This window comes from Streptomyces sp. NPDC048211, from assembly GCF_043202315.1.
GTDB lineage: Bacteria > Actinomycetota > Actinomycetes > Streptomycetales > Streptomycetaceae > Streptomyces.
In genome coordinates, this window is the sequence record NZ_JBIDAD010000001.1 from 74,051 (window position 1) to 89,502 (window position 15,452).

The 15,452-nt window shown below is 72.7% G+C and carries 14 protein-coding genes and 1 pseudogene; 6 read left to right on the forward strand and 9 right to left on the reverse strand.

Going from position 1 to position 15,452, the window contains the following annotated elements; all coding sequences use genetic code 11:
* Position 1: 1 nt before the first annotated feature.
* Positions 2-1,354, forward strand: coding sequence for an NADase-type glycan-binding domain-containing protein (locus ACGFZA_RS00335; protein ID WP_393676184.1), 1,353 nt, complete (start codon positions 2-4; stop codon positions 1,352-1,354).
* 42 nt (positions 1,355-1,396) lie between these two features.
* Here ACGFZA_RS00335 and ACGFZA_RS00340 read toward each other — a convergent pair whose 3' ends face one another.
* A complete protein-coding gene (locus ACGFZA_RS00340; RefSeq protein WP_393676186.1) occupies positions 1,397-2,857 on the reverse strand; it encodes an MFS transporter in 1,461 nt (486 codons plus the stop codon).
* A 178-nt stretch (positions 2,858-3,035) separates the two neighbouring features.
* Here ACGFZA_RS00340 and ACGFZA_RS00345 point away from each other — a divergent pair, with 178 nt between their 5' ends.
* Entirely contained in the window at positions 3,036-3,701 is a 666-nt protein-coding gene (locus ACGFZA_RS00345; protein ID WP_393677575.1) for a TetR/AcrR family transcriptional regulator, read from the forward strand.
* Positions 3,702-3,804: 103 nt separating this feature from the next.
* Here ACGFZA_RS00345 and ACGFZA_RS00350 read toward each other — a convergent pair whose 3' ends face one another.
* The 6 genes from ACGFZA_RS00350 to htpX all read right to left on the reverse strand — a co-directional run bounded on the left by ACGFZA_RS00350 (position 3,805) and on the right by htpX (position 9,876).
* Positions 3,805-6,093 carry a tetratricopeptide repeat protein gene (locus ACGFZA_RS00350; RefSeq protein WP_393676188.1) on the reverse strand — a complete coding sequence of 763 codons (2,289 nt, stop codon included), beginning with the start codon at positions 6,091-6,093 and terminating at the stop codon, positions 3,805-3,807.
* 177 nt (positions 6,094-6,270) lie between these two features.
* Positions 6,271-6,597 (reverse strand): hypothetical protein, encoded by a 327-nt coding sequence (locus tag ACGFZA_RS00355; RefSeq protein WP_385275108.1) that lies wholly within the window; start codon positions 6,595-6,597, stop codon positions 6,271-6,273.
* 82 nt (positions 6,598-6,679) lie between these two features.
* On the reverse strand, positions 6,680-7,117 hold the full coding sequence (locus ACGFZA_RS00360) for a hypothetical protein (RefSeq protein ID WP_385275105.1): 438 nt from the start codon (positions 7,115-7,117) through the stop codon (positions 6,680-6,682).
* Between the two features lie 88 nt (positions 7,118-7,205).
* Positions 7,206-7,955, reverse strand: coding sequence for a hypothetical protein (locus tag ACGFZA_RS00365; protein WP_393676191.1), 750 nt, complete (start codon positions 7,953-7,955; stop codon positions 7,206-7,208).
* Between the two features lie 415 nt (positions 7,956-8,370).
* Complete coding sequence (locus ACGFZA_RS00370) at positions 8,371-8,955, reverse strand: hypothetical protein (RefSeq protein ID WP_385275099.1); 585 nt, start codon at positions 8,953-8,955, stop codon at positions 8,371-8,373.
* A 9-nt stretch (positions 8,956-8,964) separates the two neighbouring features.
* Positions 8,965-9,876 carry a zinc metalloprotease HtpX gene (gene htpX / locus ACGFZA_RS00375; RefSeq protein ID WP_385275096.1) on the reverse strand — a complete coding sequence of 304 codons (912 nt, stop codon included), beginning with the start codon at positions 9,874-9,876 and terminating at the stop codon, positions 8,965-8,967.
* 177 nt (positions 9,877-10,053) lie between these two features.
* Between htpX and ACGFZA_RS00380 the strand changes: the two genes are divergently transcribed.
* Entirely contained in the window at positions 10,054-11,247 is a 1,194-nt protein-coding gene (locus ACGFZA_RS00380; RefSeq protein ID WP_393676194.1) for a cytochrome P450, read from the forward strand.
* Between the two features lie 29 nt (positions 11,248-11,276).
* Complete coding sequence (locus tag ACGFZA_RS00385; protein ID WP_385275090.1) at positions 11,277-11,456, forward strand: ferredoxin; 180 nt, start codon at positions 11,277-11,279, stop codon at positions 11,454-11,456.
* A 41-nt stretch (positions 11,457-11,497) separates the two neighbouring features.
* Here ACGFZA_RS00385 and ACGFZA_RS00390 read toward each other — a convergent pair whose 3' ends face one another.
* Together ACGFZA_RS00390 and ACGFZA_RS00395 are read right to left on the reverse strand one after the other, a co-directional pair.
* Positions 11,498-12,163, reverse strand: coding sequence for a pyridoxal 5'-phosphate synthase (locus ACGFZA_RS00390; protein ID WP_385275087.1), 666 nt, complete (start codon positions 12,161-12,163; stop codon positions 11,498-11,500).
* Positions 12,164-12,217: 54 nt separating this feature from the next.
* Positions 12,218-13,396, reverse strand: coding sequence for an acetyl-CoA acetyltransferase (locus tag ACGFZA_RS00395; protein ID WP_385275084.1), 1,179 nt, complete (start codon positions 13,394-13,396; stop codon positions 12,218-12,220).
* A gap of 166 nt (positions 13,397-13,562) precedes the next feature.
* Here ACGFZA_RS00395 and ACGFZA_RS00400 point away from each other — a divergent pair, with 166 nt between their 5' ends.
* Both ACGFZA_RS00400 and ACGFZA_RS00405 read left to right on the forward strand, forming a co-directional pair.
* The gene (locus tag ACGFZA_RS00400; RefSeq protein WP_393676198.1) at positions 13,563-14,882 is read left to right on the forward strand and encodes an acyl-CoA dehydrogenase family protein; all 1,320 of its coding nucleotides are present in this window, start codon (positions 13,563-13,565) and stop codon (positions 14,880-14,882) included.
* A pseudogene (locus ACGFZA_RS00405) lies at positions 14,882-15,364 on the forward strand (nitroreductase family deazaflavin-dependent oxidoreductase); the annotation flags it as partial. The gene ACGFZA_RS00400 and the pseudogene ACGFZA_RS00405, both read left to right, overlap by 1 nt.
* Positions 15,365-15,452 lie beyond the last annotated feature (88 nt).

Genomic DNA, 15,452 nt, shown 5'->3' on the forward strand with positions numbered 1-15,452 from the left:
CGTGACGCGCTCGTGCCCGGCGTGCGGAGCCGCCAACGAGGAGGACGAGGACTTCTGCGGAAGTTGCGGTACGTATCTGGGGTGGTCCTCACGCCGTGCCCGAACGGCGGCCCCGGCGCCGGACGCCGAGGAGCCGGCACGTCCGGGGGAGGAGACGGCGCCCGAGGGTGAGAACACGCCCCCGGTGCCGGCACCGCGCGCCGCACCGGCACCGACGCCGGTCGTCGCGCCCACGCCCGCCCCTGTCCCGCAGGAGCCGCCGCGCCCCCCGACGCCCGAGCCCGCGGCCGAGCCCGCGGCCGCGCCCGAACCGACACCCGGACCCGCACCCACCCCCCTCGCCGAGCCCGAGCCGCAGCCCGCACCCGTCCCCGTCACCCCGCCGGCCCCGCCCGGTCCCGCGCGGTCGGCCCCGCCCGCACCCGTCACACCGCCGGCCCCGCCTGCCCCCGCACCGCCGGCCCCGCCCGCCCCCGCGCGGTCGGCCCCGCCCGCTCCCGTGCGACCGGCCGCGCCCGCCCCCGTACGACCGGCGCCCCCGGGCCCGGTGCGGCCGGAGCGGCCGGCGGAGGACGAGCCCGTCGTGGCCGTGCAGCCCGGCGTGCCGATCGCCCAGCGCCCCGTCGTCAGGCCGGTGGCGGCACAGGAGGAGCCGGACGGCTTCCCCTGCCCGGTGTGCGGGACGTCCAACCGGCCGGGACGCAGGTTCTGCCGCAGCTGCGCGGCCCCGCTGCAGCCGGGCGAGCGGGCCGAACCGCTGCCCTGGTGGCGTACGCGCTGGCCGTTCGACCGCAAGGTGCGGGCCGGGTCGGGGCGTCTGCTGCGGGGGAGCGTGCTGGCCCTGCTGATCGTCGGACTGCTGGTCGCGGGCTTCCTGCTCGTGCCGGCCGGGCGCTATGTCGTCGAGGACGTACGGGACAAGCTCGGCGACACGGGGGAGATCAGCCCCACCGGCGTCACGGCGAGCGCCGCCACCGCCGGGCACCCGGCGAAGCTGGCCACGGACGGGGTGACGAACACCTACTGGGGTGCCCCGAAGGCCGGCGCCTCGCTGACCGCCGAGTTCGAGAAGCCGTTCCGGCTGGTCGGCGTCACGGTCCACACCGGGGTGTCGACGAAGCCCGAGGCGTTCCAGAAGGGCGCCAGGCCGACACAGGCGGACCTCCGCATCAGGACGAAGGACGGGAAGATCCACGAGAAGGCCTGGTCACTCACCGACAAGCCCGGCGAGCAGAGTGTACGGACCGGCATCAGCGATGTCGTCTCCATCGAGTTCGTCGTGCAGGAAGCGGCAGGTCAGGAGGGTGGACGGCCGATCGCCCTCGGGGAGATCGAGTACTTCAAGCGCACCTGAGGCCCTGGACGCCGTCCAGGGCCCCGGGCGCCGTCCGGGGCCTCAGGCGGCGTGCTCCTCGGTGGCACGGGAGTCGGTGAGGGTGAGCGCACCGCCGGCCGCGACCAGGCCGACGATGACCGCCAGCACCGCGTAGGTGATCCGCTCGCCGTGGAAGAACGACGCCACCAGGGCGTCGCTCCAGGTGCCTGCGGGCAGCTGGGTGGTGACCAGCGCGGCGATCAGGGTGCCGACCACCGCGGTGCCGATGCTGCTTCCGACCTCCTGGGCGGTGTCGTTGAGCGCCGTGCCGATCGACGTGCGGTTGCCCGGCATCGCGTCGACGAGCGCGATGGCGCAGATCGTCATGACGGTGCGCAGTCCGACGGTCATCAGGACCATGCAGGCCGCGATGGCGCCGTACCCGTGGTCGACGCCCCAGGACAGACCGGCCAGCGAGCCGGCCAGGCAGGCCGCGCCGACGAGGCAGGCGATGCGGTGGCCGAACCTCTTCGCGAGCCACTCGGAGAGGGGTGTCGCGAGGATCATGGTCACGATGAGCGGCAGATTCGCCAGGCCGGCCCGCACCGGGCTCCACCCGTAGGCGTACTGGAAGTGGAGGATCAGCCCGAACATCACGGCGGCCATCGCGATGGCCGTGCCTATCTGGGCGATGGCGGCGCCACGGACGGTGCCGTTGGAGAAGAGGCGGAGATCCAGCATGGGCGCCGCACTGCGGCGCTCGTGCCATACGAACGCGATGCCTGCGGCGAGGGCGCCGATGACCGAGGCGAGCGTGATCGTGGAGAGCCAGCCGTGCTCGACGCCGCTGGTCAGCGAGTAGCAGGCGAGGCCGATGGTGGTGACGCTCAGTGCGGCGCCCGGCAGATCGAGCTTGTCCCGGGTCAGGTCCTGCGGCCGGTCGGCCGGGACGCCGAGACGCACACCGATGGCCGCGATCAGCGCGATCGGGGCGTTGACGAGCAGGAGCCACTGCCACCGCACATGAGCCAGGGCGGTGCCGCCCAGCAGCGGGCCGAGGACGAAGCCGGACATGCCGACGACGATCATCAGGGTCATGGCGCGCATCCGCAGCGCCTTGTCGTCGAACAGCCGGAAGACCAGCGAGTTCGTGATGGGGGCCATCGCCGCCGCGGCTATGCCGAGGCCGGCCCGCAGGGTGATCAGCTCTCCCGCAGTGCTGACGGCGACGACGGCCAGACTCAGCAGGCCGAACACCGCCAGGCCGACCAGCAGCACCCGTCGGCGCCCGAGCCGGTCGGCCATCGATCCTGCCGTCAGCAGCAGACCGCCGAACGTCAGCGAGTACGCGCCGGTGACCCACTGCAACGACGTGGTGCCGCTGTCGAGGTCCCGGCCGATCGTGGGCAGCGCGATCGAGAGCAGTGTGTTGTCGACCATCTCGACGAAGAAGGCCAGGCAGAGCGCGGCCAGGGGGATCCATGCCGCGCGCAGCGACGGATAGGTGCGCGATGCGGCGGGCTCGGTGGCGGTCGTAGTCATGGCGGGCCTCCTCTCGGACGTTGCCGAACATCGAACGATGTTCGACAATGGAACAAGGTTCGACCATAGAACATGGTTCGATAAGTGTGCAAGCTGTGATTGGATGAGTGCCATGACAGGCCCGCGACCACGACCCGCCGACCGCCCTTCCCGAGGGCGCCAACGCGGGTCGCACTCCATCGAGGCCGTTCTCACCGCGGCCGTGGCCCTGCTCGACGAGGCGGGCGCGGGTGCGCTGACCCTTCGCGCCCTCGCCGCCCGGCTCGGCACCGGCGTCGGCAGCATCTACTGGTACGTCTCGGGCAAGGACGAGCTGCTCGACCGCGCCATCGACCATGTGCTCGGCGGGGTGCTGACCGAGATCGAGGGGCAGACCGGCAGCGGTGATCCGATCGACGACCTGCGCGTGATGGCTGTCACTCTGTTCGACGCGATCGTGGACCGGCCGTGGCTGGGCACGCAGTTCATGCGCAACATCGCCGACCGGGGGAACTCCCTGCGGCTCTACGAGACGCTGGGACAGCAGATGCTCCGCCTCGACCTCACACCGCGCCAGCGGTTCCACGCCGTGTCGGCGATCGTGGGCGTGGTGGTCGGCAGCGCCGCCGACATGGGCCAGGAGCCGCCCGAGGAGGTGCTCGACGGCGCCGTCGACCGGGACGAGTTCCTCGGCCGCTACGCCGATACGTGGCGCGAGCTCGACGCCGCGGAGTTTCCGTTCGTGCACGACATCGTCGACGAGTTCGACGGCCACGACGACAAGGAGCAGTTCCTCGCCGGGCTGGAACTGACCCTGACGGGCCTCCGCATCCAGGCAGGAGCAGGAGCAGGAGCCGAAGTCTGAACCGGCCGCCCGGTCGCCCGATCCGGGCCGGGTCGTGCCGATCCGCGCCGGGGTCAGGAGCGGCAGGCAGTGCCCTGCCTACCCCCGCGTGCGCGTCGCGTGGTCAGTTCTGCCATCGGGCGAGCGAGGCGCGCGCCTTGACGGTCTCCGGGTGCTCGGGTCCCAGGACGCGCAGTACGTCGGTCAGCAGGTCGGCGAACGCACGGGCGGCGCCCTCCGCGTCGCCTGCCTCGCCCCGCCATCGGGCGAGGTTGGACCTGGTTCCGAGGGTGCGGGGGTGCTCGGGGCCCAGAATCCGCAGCCGGTCCTCCAGCAGTTCGGCGAACTCCGCGGCGGCCCTCGTGGCATCACCCGTTTCCCCGTGCCACCGAGCGACGTTGTGCCGACTCGTGAGGGTGTGGGGATGGTCGGGCCCCAGGATGCGGAGCCGGTCCTCCAGCAGTTCGGTGTACGCGTGCAGGGCGCCGGCGGCGTCCCCCGCCTCACCGCGCCAATAGGCGAGGTTCCCCCGCGTGTTGAGGGTGTGGGGATGGTCGGGGCCCAGGACGCGCAGCCGGTCCTCCAGCAGTTCGGCGTAGGCGGCGACGGCCCGGTCGACGTCTCCCGCCATCCCCTGCCAGCCGGCGACATCGCCCCGCGTGACGAGGGTGTCCGGATGGTCGGGCCCCAGGACGCGCAGCCGGTCCTCCAGCAGTTCGGCGAAGGCGGCGGCGGCCCCCGCGGCGTCCCCCGCCTCGCCGCGCTGGTAGGCGAGGTTCGCCCGGGTGTTGAGGGCGTCGGGGTGGTCGGGGCCGAGGACGCGTCGCCGGTTCTCCAGGAGCTCGGCGAAGGCGGCGGCAGCCCCAGCGGCGTCCCCCGCCTCACCCCGCCAGAAGGCGAGGTGGTGACGGGTGGTGAGGGTGTCCGGATGATCGGGGCCCAGCGAGCGGTGGGCGGCGGCGTGGAGTTCGCTCCAGTAGGCATGGGCGGCGTCCAGGTGTCCGGCCTCTCCCAGACTCCTGCCGGCCCGGAAGAGCACAGGGTGCCACCCGGGCTCCCGGAGCGGGCCGGGTGCGTGGGCGCGGAGGGCGTCGGCATTGGCACGCAGGACCTGGGCGAGGGCGCTGTCGCGTTCCACCTCGGGCCAGGCCTCGACCAGGGCGTCGCCCGCGGTGCGGGCCAGCTCGTCGTGCAGATCCCGGGGGAGGTCCTCACGGGTGGCCCGCTGGACGAGCCGGTGGACGCGCACCGCCTGGTTCCCGGTGGCCGGGGTGTGCTCGACGAGGCTGAGCCTGTGCAGCACCCGGAGCGCGAGGACGGCGTCCTGCGGACGGACCTGAGGGGACGGCCCGGTGTTCCCGGCAGCGCGGGTGCGCTGCTCCGTGAGATGGGCGAGGGCGTGCGGACCGGCGAGGACTCCGCCCGGGACGCCGTTGGGGTCGAGCATGGCCGCGAGCCGGAGCATGGGACGGGCGAGCCCGACGGGATCGAGCCGGTCGGCGCGTTCGATGGACAGGGACCACGACGCGGACAGCGCGACCTGCTGGTCGTCGGGCAGCGCGCCCGTTCCGGGCATCACCTGGGCCAGCGTCCGCGCCCGGTCGGCGAGCAGCCGGCGGTAGGCGTCGCAGTCGAGATCCGCGTCGACCAGGTAGGCGGTGGCCTGCGAGAGGGCCAGCGGCAGGTGGCCGAGATCATGGGCCAGCGCGGCAAGCCGGCCGGCCGGCTCGTGGCGGTCGTGGGCCGCCAGGGACGTGGTGAGGTGGGCGACCGCGTCCGCCTCCGTGAACAGGCCGACGTCGATCAGGCGGCGGCCGTGCCCCACCAGAGCGGCTTCGCGGCGCCGGGTGGTGGCGAGGCTCCGGCCGTACGGACTCGCCGGCGGCCACAGGCCGCGCAGATCCGCAGGATCGGACACGTCGTCCAGGACGACGAGCCACCGGCAGGGGGCGGCGCCGGCCTTGGGATGGAGCCAGGCCAGGAACGTGCGCGCGGCCTGCTCCGGGTCGGAGGCGTCGGCCCGGCACAGTTCGACGCCCGCCTGCGCGTACCCCGTCACCACGGCCGATCGGTTGCCCGCCGAGATCCACACCAGCACGTCCAGCCGGCCGTCCAGCCAGGTGGAGTGCGCGTAGTCGGCGGCGAGTTGGGTCTTGCCCACGCCGCCCATGCCGGTGAGCACGGCCGTGCCCCCGCCCTCGACCGCCTCCTTCAGACGCTCCAGCTCGGTCCGGGGCTGGAAGGACAGCGCCCGCGGGGGGACCAGGCCGACCTGGTGCGGCCACGCGGCCGGTTCACGAGGGCCCTGTCTCACCACCATCGTGAGCGTGCTGACGTTCAGCTCGTGGATGTAGCCGCTGTTGGCCAGGCCGCCGGGGGCGGCGGTCGCGTCGCCGGTCCCGGACACGTGCACGGGACCGGCGGACCTCCGTGCCGGACCCGAGTAACCGGTCACCGCCTTACCGTCGGCCCCGGCCGACGGGTCGCCGGTGCCGGACACGGAGACGTCCGGCCGCGCACCGGGCCGCCGTGCCCTGCGCCGCCTCACCACCCGCCGGCCTCTCGCGGCATCCCGGCGGCCGGACCCGGGTCACTCGTAGTCGACACCGCTGACCGCCCGGCTGCCCTTCCCGCGGGCCTTCGCCTTCCCGGTGTTCCGGGCCTGCGCCGACCCGCTCCCCCTGCCCTTGGGGCGCTTGACGCCGGTGACCGCGGTTCCCCCGTCCTCGGCTTCGGACCCACCGGTCCGTACGGCGACGTCGTCGGCCCGGCCGGTGGTGTTCTGGAACAGGGCCCATACGAAAGCCGCGATACCGACGGCTCCCTGGACCGAGGCTCCGACGAGCTGCCCGGAGCCGGGACCGTCGAGCAGCCAGATCAACGGCGTCGAAACAACTCCGGCCAGTGCCACTGCCATGACCGCGATCTTTCCCGTCCGCGACATTCCCGCCCCTCAAGCACCTCGTGGCATCCGTCGATTCCTTGTGCCGCCCGGACTTTCACGCGTGCGCGCGTGCGAAAGCCTGCGCGAACCCGGAATCGCTCACTGTTCCGTTACCGCCCCCGGCCACGCGGTAGCCCCGGCCGGCGAGAGCGTTGACGGGATCGAGTACCTCGTGCATGAAATGCCTGATCCAGTCGCGCCTGTCCTGCGCCTCATACAGGGACAGGGGAGCGAGGATCGCCAGACTGCCGCCGGGATATCCGACAACACCCCAGAACACGCGGTACTGAGCCATGGTGCTCAAGATCATGCCGTCGGTCCGGAGGTCACGATCTCCCGAAAGGTGCGGCGCCGCCGCGAAGATCGCCTTCGTCATCTCGTCCGGGCCGTCGGAACCCTGCACCGTGATGACGAGTCCGGTGGCGTCGACCAGCCGGTAAAGGGATTCCTTGCGCGTGCCGTATGCGTGCGCGTCCATGGCGAGGCTGTACATTCCGTGATCCCCCAACTGCTTTTCGATGGCAGGACTTCTCGATGCGTTACGTTCCGGGCGCCGGATGCGGATCCCGGCGCGAAGTCGGTCAGCGCGCCGACTTGGCTGGGGTGCGCCACCCGCTGACGGCGCCGATGACGGCGCCCGCGGCCACGCAGACCATCGCGCTGACGAACGTGGTCACGCCGACCGTGTCGCCGTCCAGCCCGCCGATGCTCAGTGCGATCCCCAGGACGAGGGCGGCGGCGAACCCCGCCGCACAGCCGCAGAGCAGCCCGCCCCCGAAGCCGAGGACCGCGCCCACGGCACTCCTCGACCGCGGAGGCGATGCTGTCGCCGACCGTGCGTCTCGCCGCCCGGACGCGGATGCGGTGGGCGGGGCAGGCGCGACGGTCACGACGGGTGCGACGGGCGTGGGGCGCACCCGGGGCGGAGCGTAGGAGATGGCGGTCCACGGAAGTCTCTCCAGCAGTGTGGAGACCGCGGCGAACGGTTTACCCGGCCCGACGGCGACGAGGTAGGCCGCTGACTCGTTGCGCAGTGCTCGGGAGTGCTCGTGGACGGGCTGCCCGCCCGTGCCGGAATGGTTGTTCCAGGTCTCGGTGTACGAGAAGAAACGCCCGTCGGCCGTGAGCACCAAGTCGATGGTGCAGCGGAACTCTTCCCAATTGTTGATGCCGCGGTATTCGTCCTTCGCGTGGTCCGCCAGCTGCTTGACGCACCACCCCTCGACCGTGGTTCCGTCGTCGGCCGCGAAAGGGCGTGGCCTGATGCCTTTTTCGGTGAGCGTGCCCACCGTCCGGCGGGCCAGGTCGAGCAATTGCTCGTAAGCGTCCATCGGGCTGCCGCCGCTCGCGGGGATTTCAGCCCTCGTCGCCGCAGCCCTGACATGGAGTACGAGGGACCTTGGTGGCGAAACACTTGCCGCACTTCACGGTTTCAGCCATAGCGACCGCCCAACTCTCTGCCCGGGGTCTCAAAGTCTGCCGAGCATAGCGCCGAGGTGACGCATTTCCGACAGTGAGTGCGGAACTCGGCTTCCTCAAAGGGTGTGTTGAGCGCGGTCAAGGCGCCTGACGACGCGTGGCGACGACATGCGGCGTGGCCGGATTTCCCTGATGAGCAGGGCTTTTGCCATCGCTCGAACGACTGCGCGACTGCTTTATGGGGTGAGCGGCCTCGACGACGTGCGTACGCACCCTGGAGCAGACCGTCCACCGCACCGAGCGTAGTGCGCCACCTTCACCGGTTCCTCACAACCCCGGCGCCCCCCACACCGGAAACCACCGGGCCAGGTCCTTCTCCACCCGCAGGTCGTCCCCGAGGGCGGCGCGCACCTGCAACTCCAGCTGGTTGTCGCGCTTCTCGCCACCGCCGGGCAGCGGGGCGAAGGGGTAGAACGTGCCGCGCTTGTAGAGGTAGACCAGGGCCAGCGCACGCCCGTCCGCGTCCCGGAAACCGATCAGCGAGCAGAGCAGCTGAGGCCCGAAGCCGCCGTCCTGAAGCAGGGTGTTGACCGCGTGCAGGTCGTTGACCAGAGCGGCGGTGTCCTCGGCAGGCTGCCGGGCGAGCAGCCAGGTGTAGCCGTACGCGTCCCGGCTGAACTCCACCGGGATGCCGCCGCTCCCGGTGTCCGCGTCGAGCAGCTCCCGTACGTCCTGCTGGATACGGGCGAAACCGGCGCCCTCCACGCCCGCGAAGCACACCGAACCCAGGCCCGTCGGCACGAACCCGGTGGCCGCCTGGAGGGTGAGGGCGGCGGACGGGACGGCGAAGAGCTGGTCGAGGTCGGGGCGGGCCGGCTTGCTGCGGCCCAGGATGGTGTCGAGCAGACCCACGGGAACTCCTTACGGGCGGGACAGATCGGCGGAGATGCGGGCCAGCTGGTCCAGGCGCTGCTCCAGCGTCGGGTGCGAGGAGAGCAGCCGGCTCAGGCTCTCCTTGGAGGAGAAGGCGGGGACGAAGTAGAAGGCGTTGTACGGCTCCGCCTTCCGCAGGTCCTCCGTCGGGATGCGGGCCATCTGGCCGCTCACCTTGGTGAGGGCGGAGGCCAGGGACGAGGGCTTTCCGGTGAGGAGCGCGGCCGTGCGGTCGGCGGACAGTTCGCGGTAGCGCGACAGGAGCCGGGTCAGCAGGAAGCTCAGGGCGTAGACGACCGCGCTGATCAGCGGGATCAGCATGATCGCGATACCCATGGGGTCGTTGCTGCGGCTGTTGCGGGAGAAGCCGCCCCAGAGCGCGACGCGGGTGATGATGCCGGCGAGGACGCCGAGGAACGAGGCGATCGTCATGACGGCGACGTCGCGGTGGGCGACGTGCGACATCTCGTGGGCGAGGACACCCTCCAGCTCCTCCGGTTCCAGTCTTCGCAGCAGGCCCGTCGTGGCGCAGACGAGGGCGGTCTTCTCGCTGCGGCCCGTCGCGAAGGCGTTCGGTACGTCGCTCTCGGCGATGGCGACCCGGGGCTTGGGCATGTCGGCGAGCGCACAGATCCGGTCGATCGCGCCGTGCAGTTCGGGAGCCTGCTCGGGCGTGACCTCGCGGGCGCCCATGCTGAAGGCCGCGATGCGGTCGCTGAACCAGAACTGGGCGACGAACATGCCCCCGGTGATGATCAGGATGATCGGCCAGGCGCCGCGCAGCACGGCCAGGAGCACTCCGACCAGCACCACGTACAGCAGGCCGATCAGGAACATGGTGGTGACCATGCGTGTGGTCAGGCCGCGGTCGGGGGCGTACCGGCTACGGGTTTTGGTCATGGGTGACCTCCAGTCCTCGCCTGTCTCCATAGTGCCCCTCGGCTGTCGAAAGCGGATAAGTGCGGCTGGGCGGCGCGCGCGGGGGGATCTGGCCGAACAGCGCCTACCCATTTAGATGCCTTGGGCATCTAGTGGTGGGTGATCGGTAGGACACCCCCTCTCCTCGTGAGGTCCGCCATGACACAGACCGAGACCGTCGCCTTCCCGCAGAACCGCACCTGCCCCTATCACCCGCCGGCCGGCTATCCGAGCACGAGCCGCGGTCAGCAGCCGGTGTCCCGCGTCCGGCTCTTCGACGGCCGCACGGTGTGGCTGGTGACCGGGCACGCCGAGGCACGGTCGCTGCTGGTGGACCCACGGTTGTCGTCCGACCGGGAGAACCCCGCCTTCCCCGTCTTCACCCAGCGGCTGGCGAAGACCTCCGTGCGGCGCGTCGAACTGGTCGGCGTCGACGATCCGGAGCACAAGGCGCAGCGCCGGATGCTGATCCCGAGCTTCACCGTCCGGCGGGCGGCGGCGCTCCGGCCGAGCATCCAGGAGATCGTCGGCCGGCTGCTCGACGCGATGGTCGAGCAGGGCCCACCGGCCGAGCTGGTCGACGCCTTCGCGCTGCCCGTCCCCTCCATGGTCATCTGCGCGCTGCTCGGCGTGCCCTACGCGGACCACGACTTCTTCGAGGCGCAGTCCCGCAAGCTGCTGCGCGGCCCCGCGGGTTCCGATGTCGACGAGGCGCGCGAAGCGCTCAACGAGTACTTCCGCACCTTGATCGCGCGGAAGCGGCGCCACCCGGGGGAGGGGCTGCTCGACGAGCTCATCGCCAAGCAGCTGGAGACCGGATCGGTGGATCTTGAGGAGCTGGTGCGGCTGGCCCAGATCCTGCTCGTGGCCGGGCACGAGACGACCGCCAACATGATCTCGCTCGGCACCTTCACCCTTCTCCGGCACCCGGACCAGCTGGCCCTGATGCGTGAGGGCGCCGGAGTTCCGGTCGCCGTCGAGGAGCTCCTCCGCTTCCTGTCCATCGTCGACGGGCTCTCACGGGTGGCCGTCGAGGACATCGAGGTGGGCGGGGTGACCGTCCGGGCGGGCGACGGTGTCCTGCTGTCCGCCGCGGTCATCAACCGGGACGCGTCCGTCTACCCGGCGCCGGACGAGCTGGATCTCGGGCGCGGTGCGCGCAACCACGTCGCCTTCGGGTTCGGCATCCATCAGTGCCTGGGCCAGAACCTCGCGCGGGCCGAGCTGGAGATCGCGCTGCCCGCGCTCTTCGGCCGCCTGCCCGGCCTGCGGCTGGCGGTGCCGGCCGAGGAGGTGCCGTTCAAACCGGGCGACACGCTTCAGGGGCTCGTCGAACTGCCCGTGACGTGGTGACCGGAATACCGACGGAAGGACGGACGGACATGCGGATCGATATCGACAGGGACGTGTGCATCGGGGCCGGGCAGTGCGCGCTCGCCGCACCGAAGGTGTTCACGCAGGACGACGACGGGCTCAGTGAACTCCTGGCGGAGGCCGAGCCCGGGCCCATGGCCGGCGAGGCCGCCCGGGCCTGCCCCGTACAGGCCATCACGATCACCTGACCCGGCAGCCGGTGAGGGGAGGGGCGCGGGTGCGGGCCCGGTCAGGGCCAGAGCAGCTCCCGCGTCCAGCCCGCACCGGCCCGGCGGTAGCGCAGCCGTACGTGCCGCCGCCGGGCGTCGCCCTGGAAGAACTCGGCCTCGTGCGGCTCGACCACGTACCGCGTCCAGCTCGCCACCTCCGCGTCCGGCTCCTCCCGCGCCCGCAGCCACGCGGCGTCCGAGGCCCGGTCGAGCTCGCCCGTAGAGCCCAGCACCTCGCTCTGCCGCCCCACCAGCGCCGAGGCCAGGGCCCCGGTCGAGCGGGCGTGCAGATCGGCGCGGCTCTCGGCGGGGGAGCAGACGGTGACGGGGCCCCGGACCCGTACCTGCCGTCCCTGCGCGGGCCAGTAGAAGCCGAGCGCGGCATAAGGGCGGGCGGCGAGCTCGCGGCCCTTCGCGCTGGTGGCGTGCGTGGCGAAGTGCCAGCCGCGCTCGTCGGCGTCGTGCAGCATCAGCGTGCGTACGTCGGGCAGGCCCTCCGCGTCGACCGTGGCCAGCGTCATCGTGTGCGGCTCGGCCTGCCCGGCGGCGACGGCCTCGGCGAACCAGGCGTGGAAGAGGGGGAGCGGGGCGGGCGGTGCCGCGGCCGGGTCGAAGGCGGGGAGCTCGATGTCCCAGACGCGCTGGGCGTGGAGGAGGTCGAGGAAGGGCTTCTGTGCGTCGCTCATGACCCCATTGCACAGGACGGACGCCGACGGAACGCACCACCCGCCCCTCATCCGTCACCCCCGCCCCAGCACCACCGTCCCCGACGAGCAGAACCAGCCGCCCGTCCCCGAGGCCACCGCCAGTTCCGGCAGCCGGCCCCCCGCCTTGCGCACCTGCCGGGCCCCCGCCTCGCCGCGCAGCTGGCGTACGGCCTCCACCAGCAGGAACAGTCCGCGCATCCCGGGGTGGCAGGCGGACAGGCCGCCGCCGTCCGTGTTGACCGGGAGCTCGCCGGTGAGGCCCGTGCGGCCCTTCTCCACGAAGGACCCGCCCTCGCCCTTCGCGCAGAAACCCAGGTCCTCCAGCGTCACCAGCGTCATATAGGTGAACGCGTCGTAGATCTCGGCCAGGTCGATGTCCGCGGGCGCCACCCCCGCCCGTTCGAAGGCGAGGCGGCCCGAGACGGCGGCGGGGGAGACCGTGAAGTCGTCCCACTCCGACATGGCGGAGTGGGAGACGTGCTCGCCGGTGCCGAGGATCCAGACGGGCGCCTTCACCGTGTCCGGTACGTACTCCTGCGCCGCCAGCAGCACCGCGCAGCCCCCGTCGCTGCGGATGCAGCAGTGCAGTTTGGTGAACGGGTCGGCGATCATCGGGCCCGACAGCACCTCGTCCACCGTGACCGGGGTGCGGAACATCGCGTCCGGGTTGGCCGCCGCGTTCGCCCGCGCCTGCACCGCCACCTCGGCGAGCTGCTCCAGGGTGGTGCCGTACTCGTGCATGTGGCGGCGGGCGGCCATCGCGTACTTGGCGATCAGCGAGTGCCCGTACGGCACCTCGAACTGGAGCGGGCCACGGGCTCCGAAGGAGAGGTTGGACGTGCGGCGGCCCGCTTTGATGTCCGCCCGGGCCGTCGACCCGTAGACCAGCAGGACGGCGTTGGCGCGGCCCGCGGCGATGGCGTCGGCCGCATGGGCCGCCATCACCTCCCAGGTCGATCCGCCGACCGAGGTGGAGTCCACCCAGGTGGGTTTCAGGCCCAGGTACTCGGCGACCTCGACCGGGGCGAGCGTGCCGAGCCCGGCGGAGGCGAAACCGTCGACGACCGACCGGTCCAGGCCCGAGTCGGCGAGCGCCCGGCGGGCGGCCTGGGCGTGCAGGGCGTACGGCGTGGCCGTGTCGACGCGTCCGCAGTCGGCGAGGGATATGCCGACGACAGCGACCTTGCGGCGGGAAGAGGGCGTGGCAGGCATGAATCTGACGGTACATCAGATAAGAGGGGAGTGGGCCGCCCGTGCGGGAGACGGATCATGTGAGCCCCGTCGCGTGACGCGACTCTGGGAATATCGCTCCGCCGCACCTAGCATGACGGCCCGTCAGATCGGAGGCCGTCGGCCTCCGAGGAGAAGGAGCCCGCCGATGGATGCCGCCTTCACCGCGGAACAGGACGAGATCCGCCGTACCCTGCGCGAACTGCTGGCCGCACACGGACCCGGCCGCACCGGGGATGCCCCGGCGACACCGGACGGATACGACACGGCCCTGTGGCGCCGGCTCTCCCGTGACCTCGGACTGCCCGGACTCGCCCTCCCGAAGGAGTACGGAGGCGGGGGCCACGGCCCGTCCGAGCTCGCCGTCGCCCTGGAGGAGACCGGCCGGGCCCTGCTGCCGTCCCCGCTGCTCGCCACCGCCGTGCTCGCCGCCCCCCTGATCCTCGCCCTCGGCACCGGGGAGCAGCGCGCCGCTCTGCTGCCCTCCCTCGCGGCCGGCGGGCTCACCGCGGCCCTGGCCGTCCCCGGCGGCTCGCTCTCCACCGCGCTCGGCCTCACCGGCGATCTCACCGGGGGCGCCTGGGCGGGCGGCGGACGGGCGGGCGGTGTGCAGGCCCGGCCGGCCGGCGGCGACGGCGGGTGGCGGCTGTACGGGGAGGCCGCCCAGGTGCTGGACGGGCACAGCGCGGGACTGCTCCTGGTCGCCGCCCACGCGGGCGGCTTCCCGCGCAGCCGCACCCTGCTGTTCCTGGTCCGGGCCGACGGGCCGCAGCCGCCCGCCGGACTCGTCCGCACCCGGCAGACCTCGCTCGACGGGACCCGGCCGCTTGCCCGGATCCAGCTGCGCGACACCGAGGCCGAACTCCTGGGCGCCGACGACACCGTGGACGTGACGGCCGCGCTCGCGGCCGCCGGGCGCACAGCCGCGGTCGCACTCGCCGCGGAGGCGGCGGGAGCGGCGGCGAGCGCGCTGGAACGGACGGTCGACTACGTCGGCGAGCGCGAGAAGTCCGGCCGCGCCGTCGGCTCCTTCCAGGCCGTGAAGCTCCGGCTGGCGGATCTGTACGTACGCGTGCGGTCGGCCCGCTCCGCCGCGTACTACGCCGCCTGGGACCCGGAGTCCGGCGGGCTCGCGCTCGCCCAGGCGCTGGAGACGCTGCGGATCACCACCGCCGAGGCGGTGCAGCTCCACGGGGGGATGGGCTACACCTGGGAGGACGAGGCGCAGTTGTTCTTCAAGCGGGCCGCGTCCGACGAACTGCTCCTCGGCCCCGTCCACCGGCTCCGCGACCACGCGGCTCAGCGGGCCGGGCTGTTCGGCCAGGAGGCGCACGAGGATCCGCCCGGGGACGACGGTCCGGCCGGGCGCGGGGAGCCGGAAGGGCGGGGCCGGACGGCCGGGCAGGGGAAGACGGCCGGGCAGCGGAAGACGGCCGGGCGTGGACCGGCCGGGCAGGTGGCGGTCTGATGGCGCCCGGGGTCCGGCTCGTCCAGAAGATGTCGTCGACCCGTGCCTTCGCGCGGATCGCCCCGCATGTGGTGCCCGCCATGGACCGCACGGTGCACCGGCTCACCCGGGGCAGGGTGCTGCTCAGTGCGCAGATGCTGCCGGGGGTGGTGCTGACGGTGCCGGGGGCGCGCAGCGGGCAACCGCGGACCACCCCGCTGGCCTGCATGCCGCAGTCGGGTGACGGGGGGCCGGGCAGCTGGATCCTGGTCGGCAGCAACTTCGGCCGTCCGGGTCATCCGGCCTGGACGGCGAATCTGCTGGCGCATCCCGACGCGGCCGTCATCAACTGGAAGGGCGGCGACATCGCGGTGCGGGCACGGCTGCTGGCAGGGGAGGAACGGGCCCGGGTGTGGGAGAGCGCGCTGAGGTTCTGGCCGCCCTACGCCGCGTACCAGGCCCGGATCGACCGGGAGATCCGGCTGTTCCGGCTGGAGAGGCGGGAAGGGCCGGAGGGACCGGAGGGGGCGGGGCGGTCGGAAGGGCCGGAGAAGACGGATCCGCCGGAGGGGCGTGACGGCCCCGCGTGAC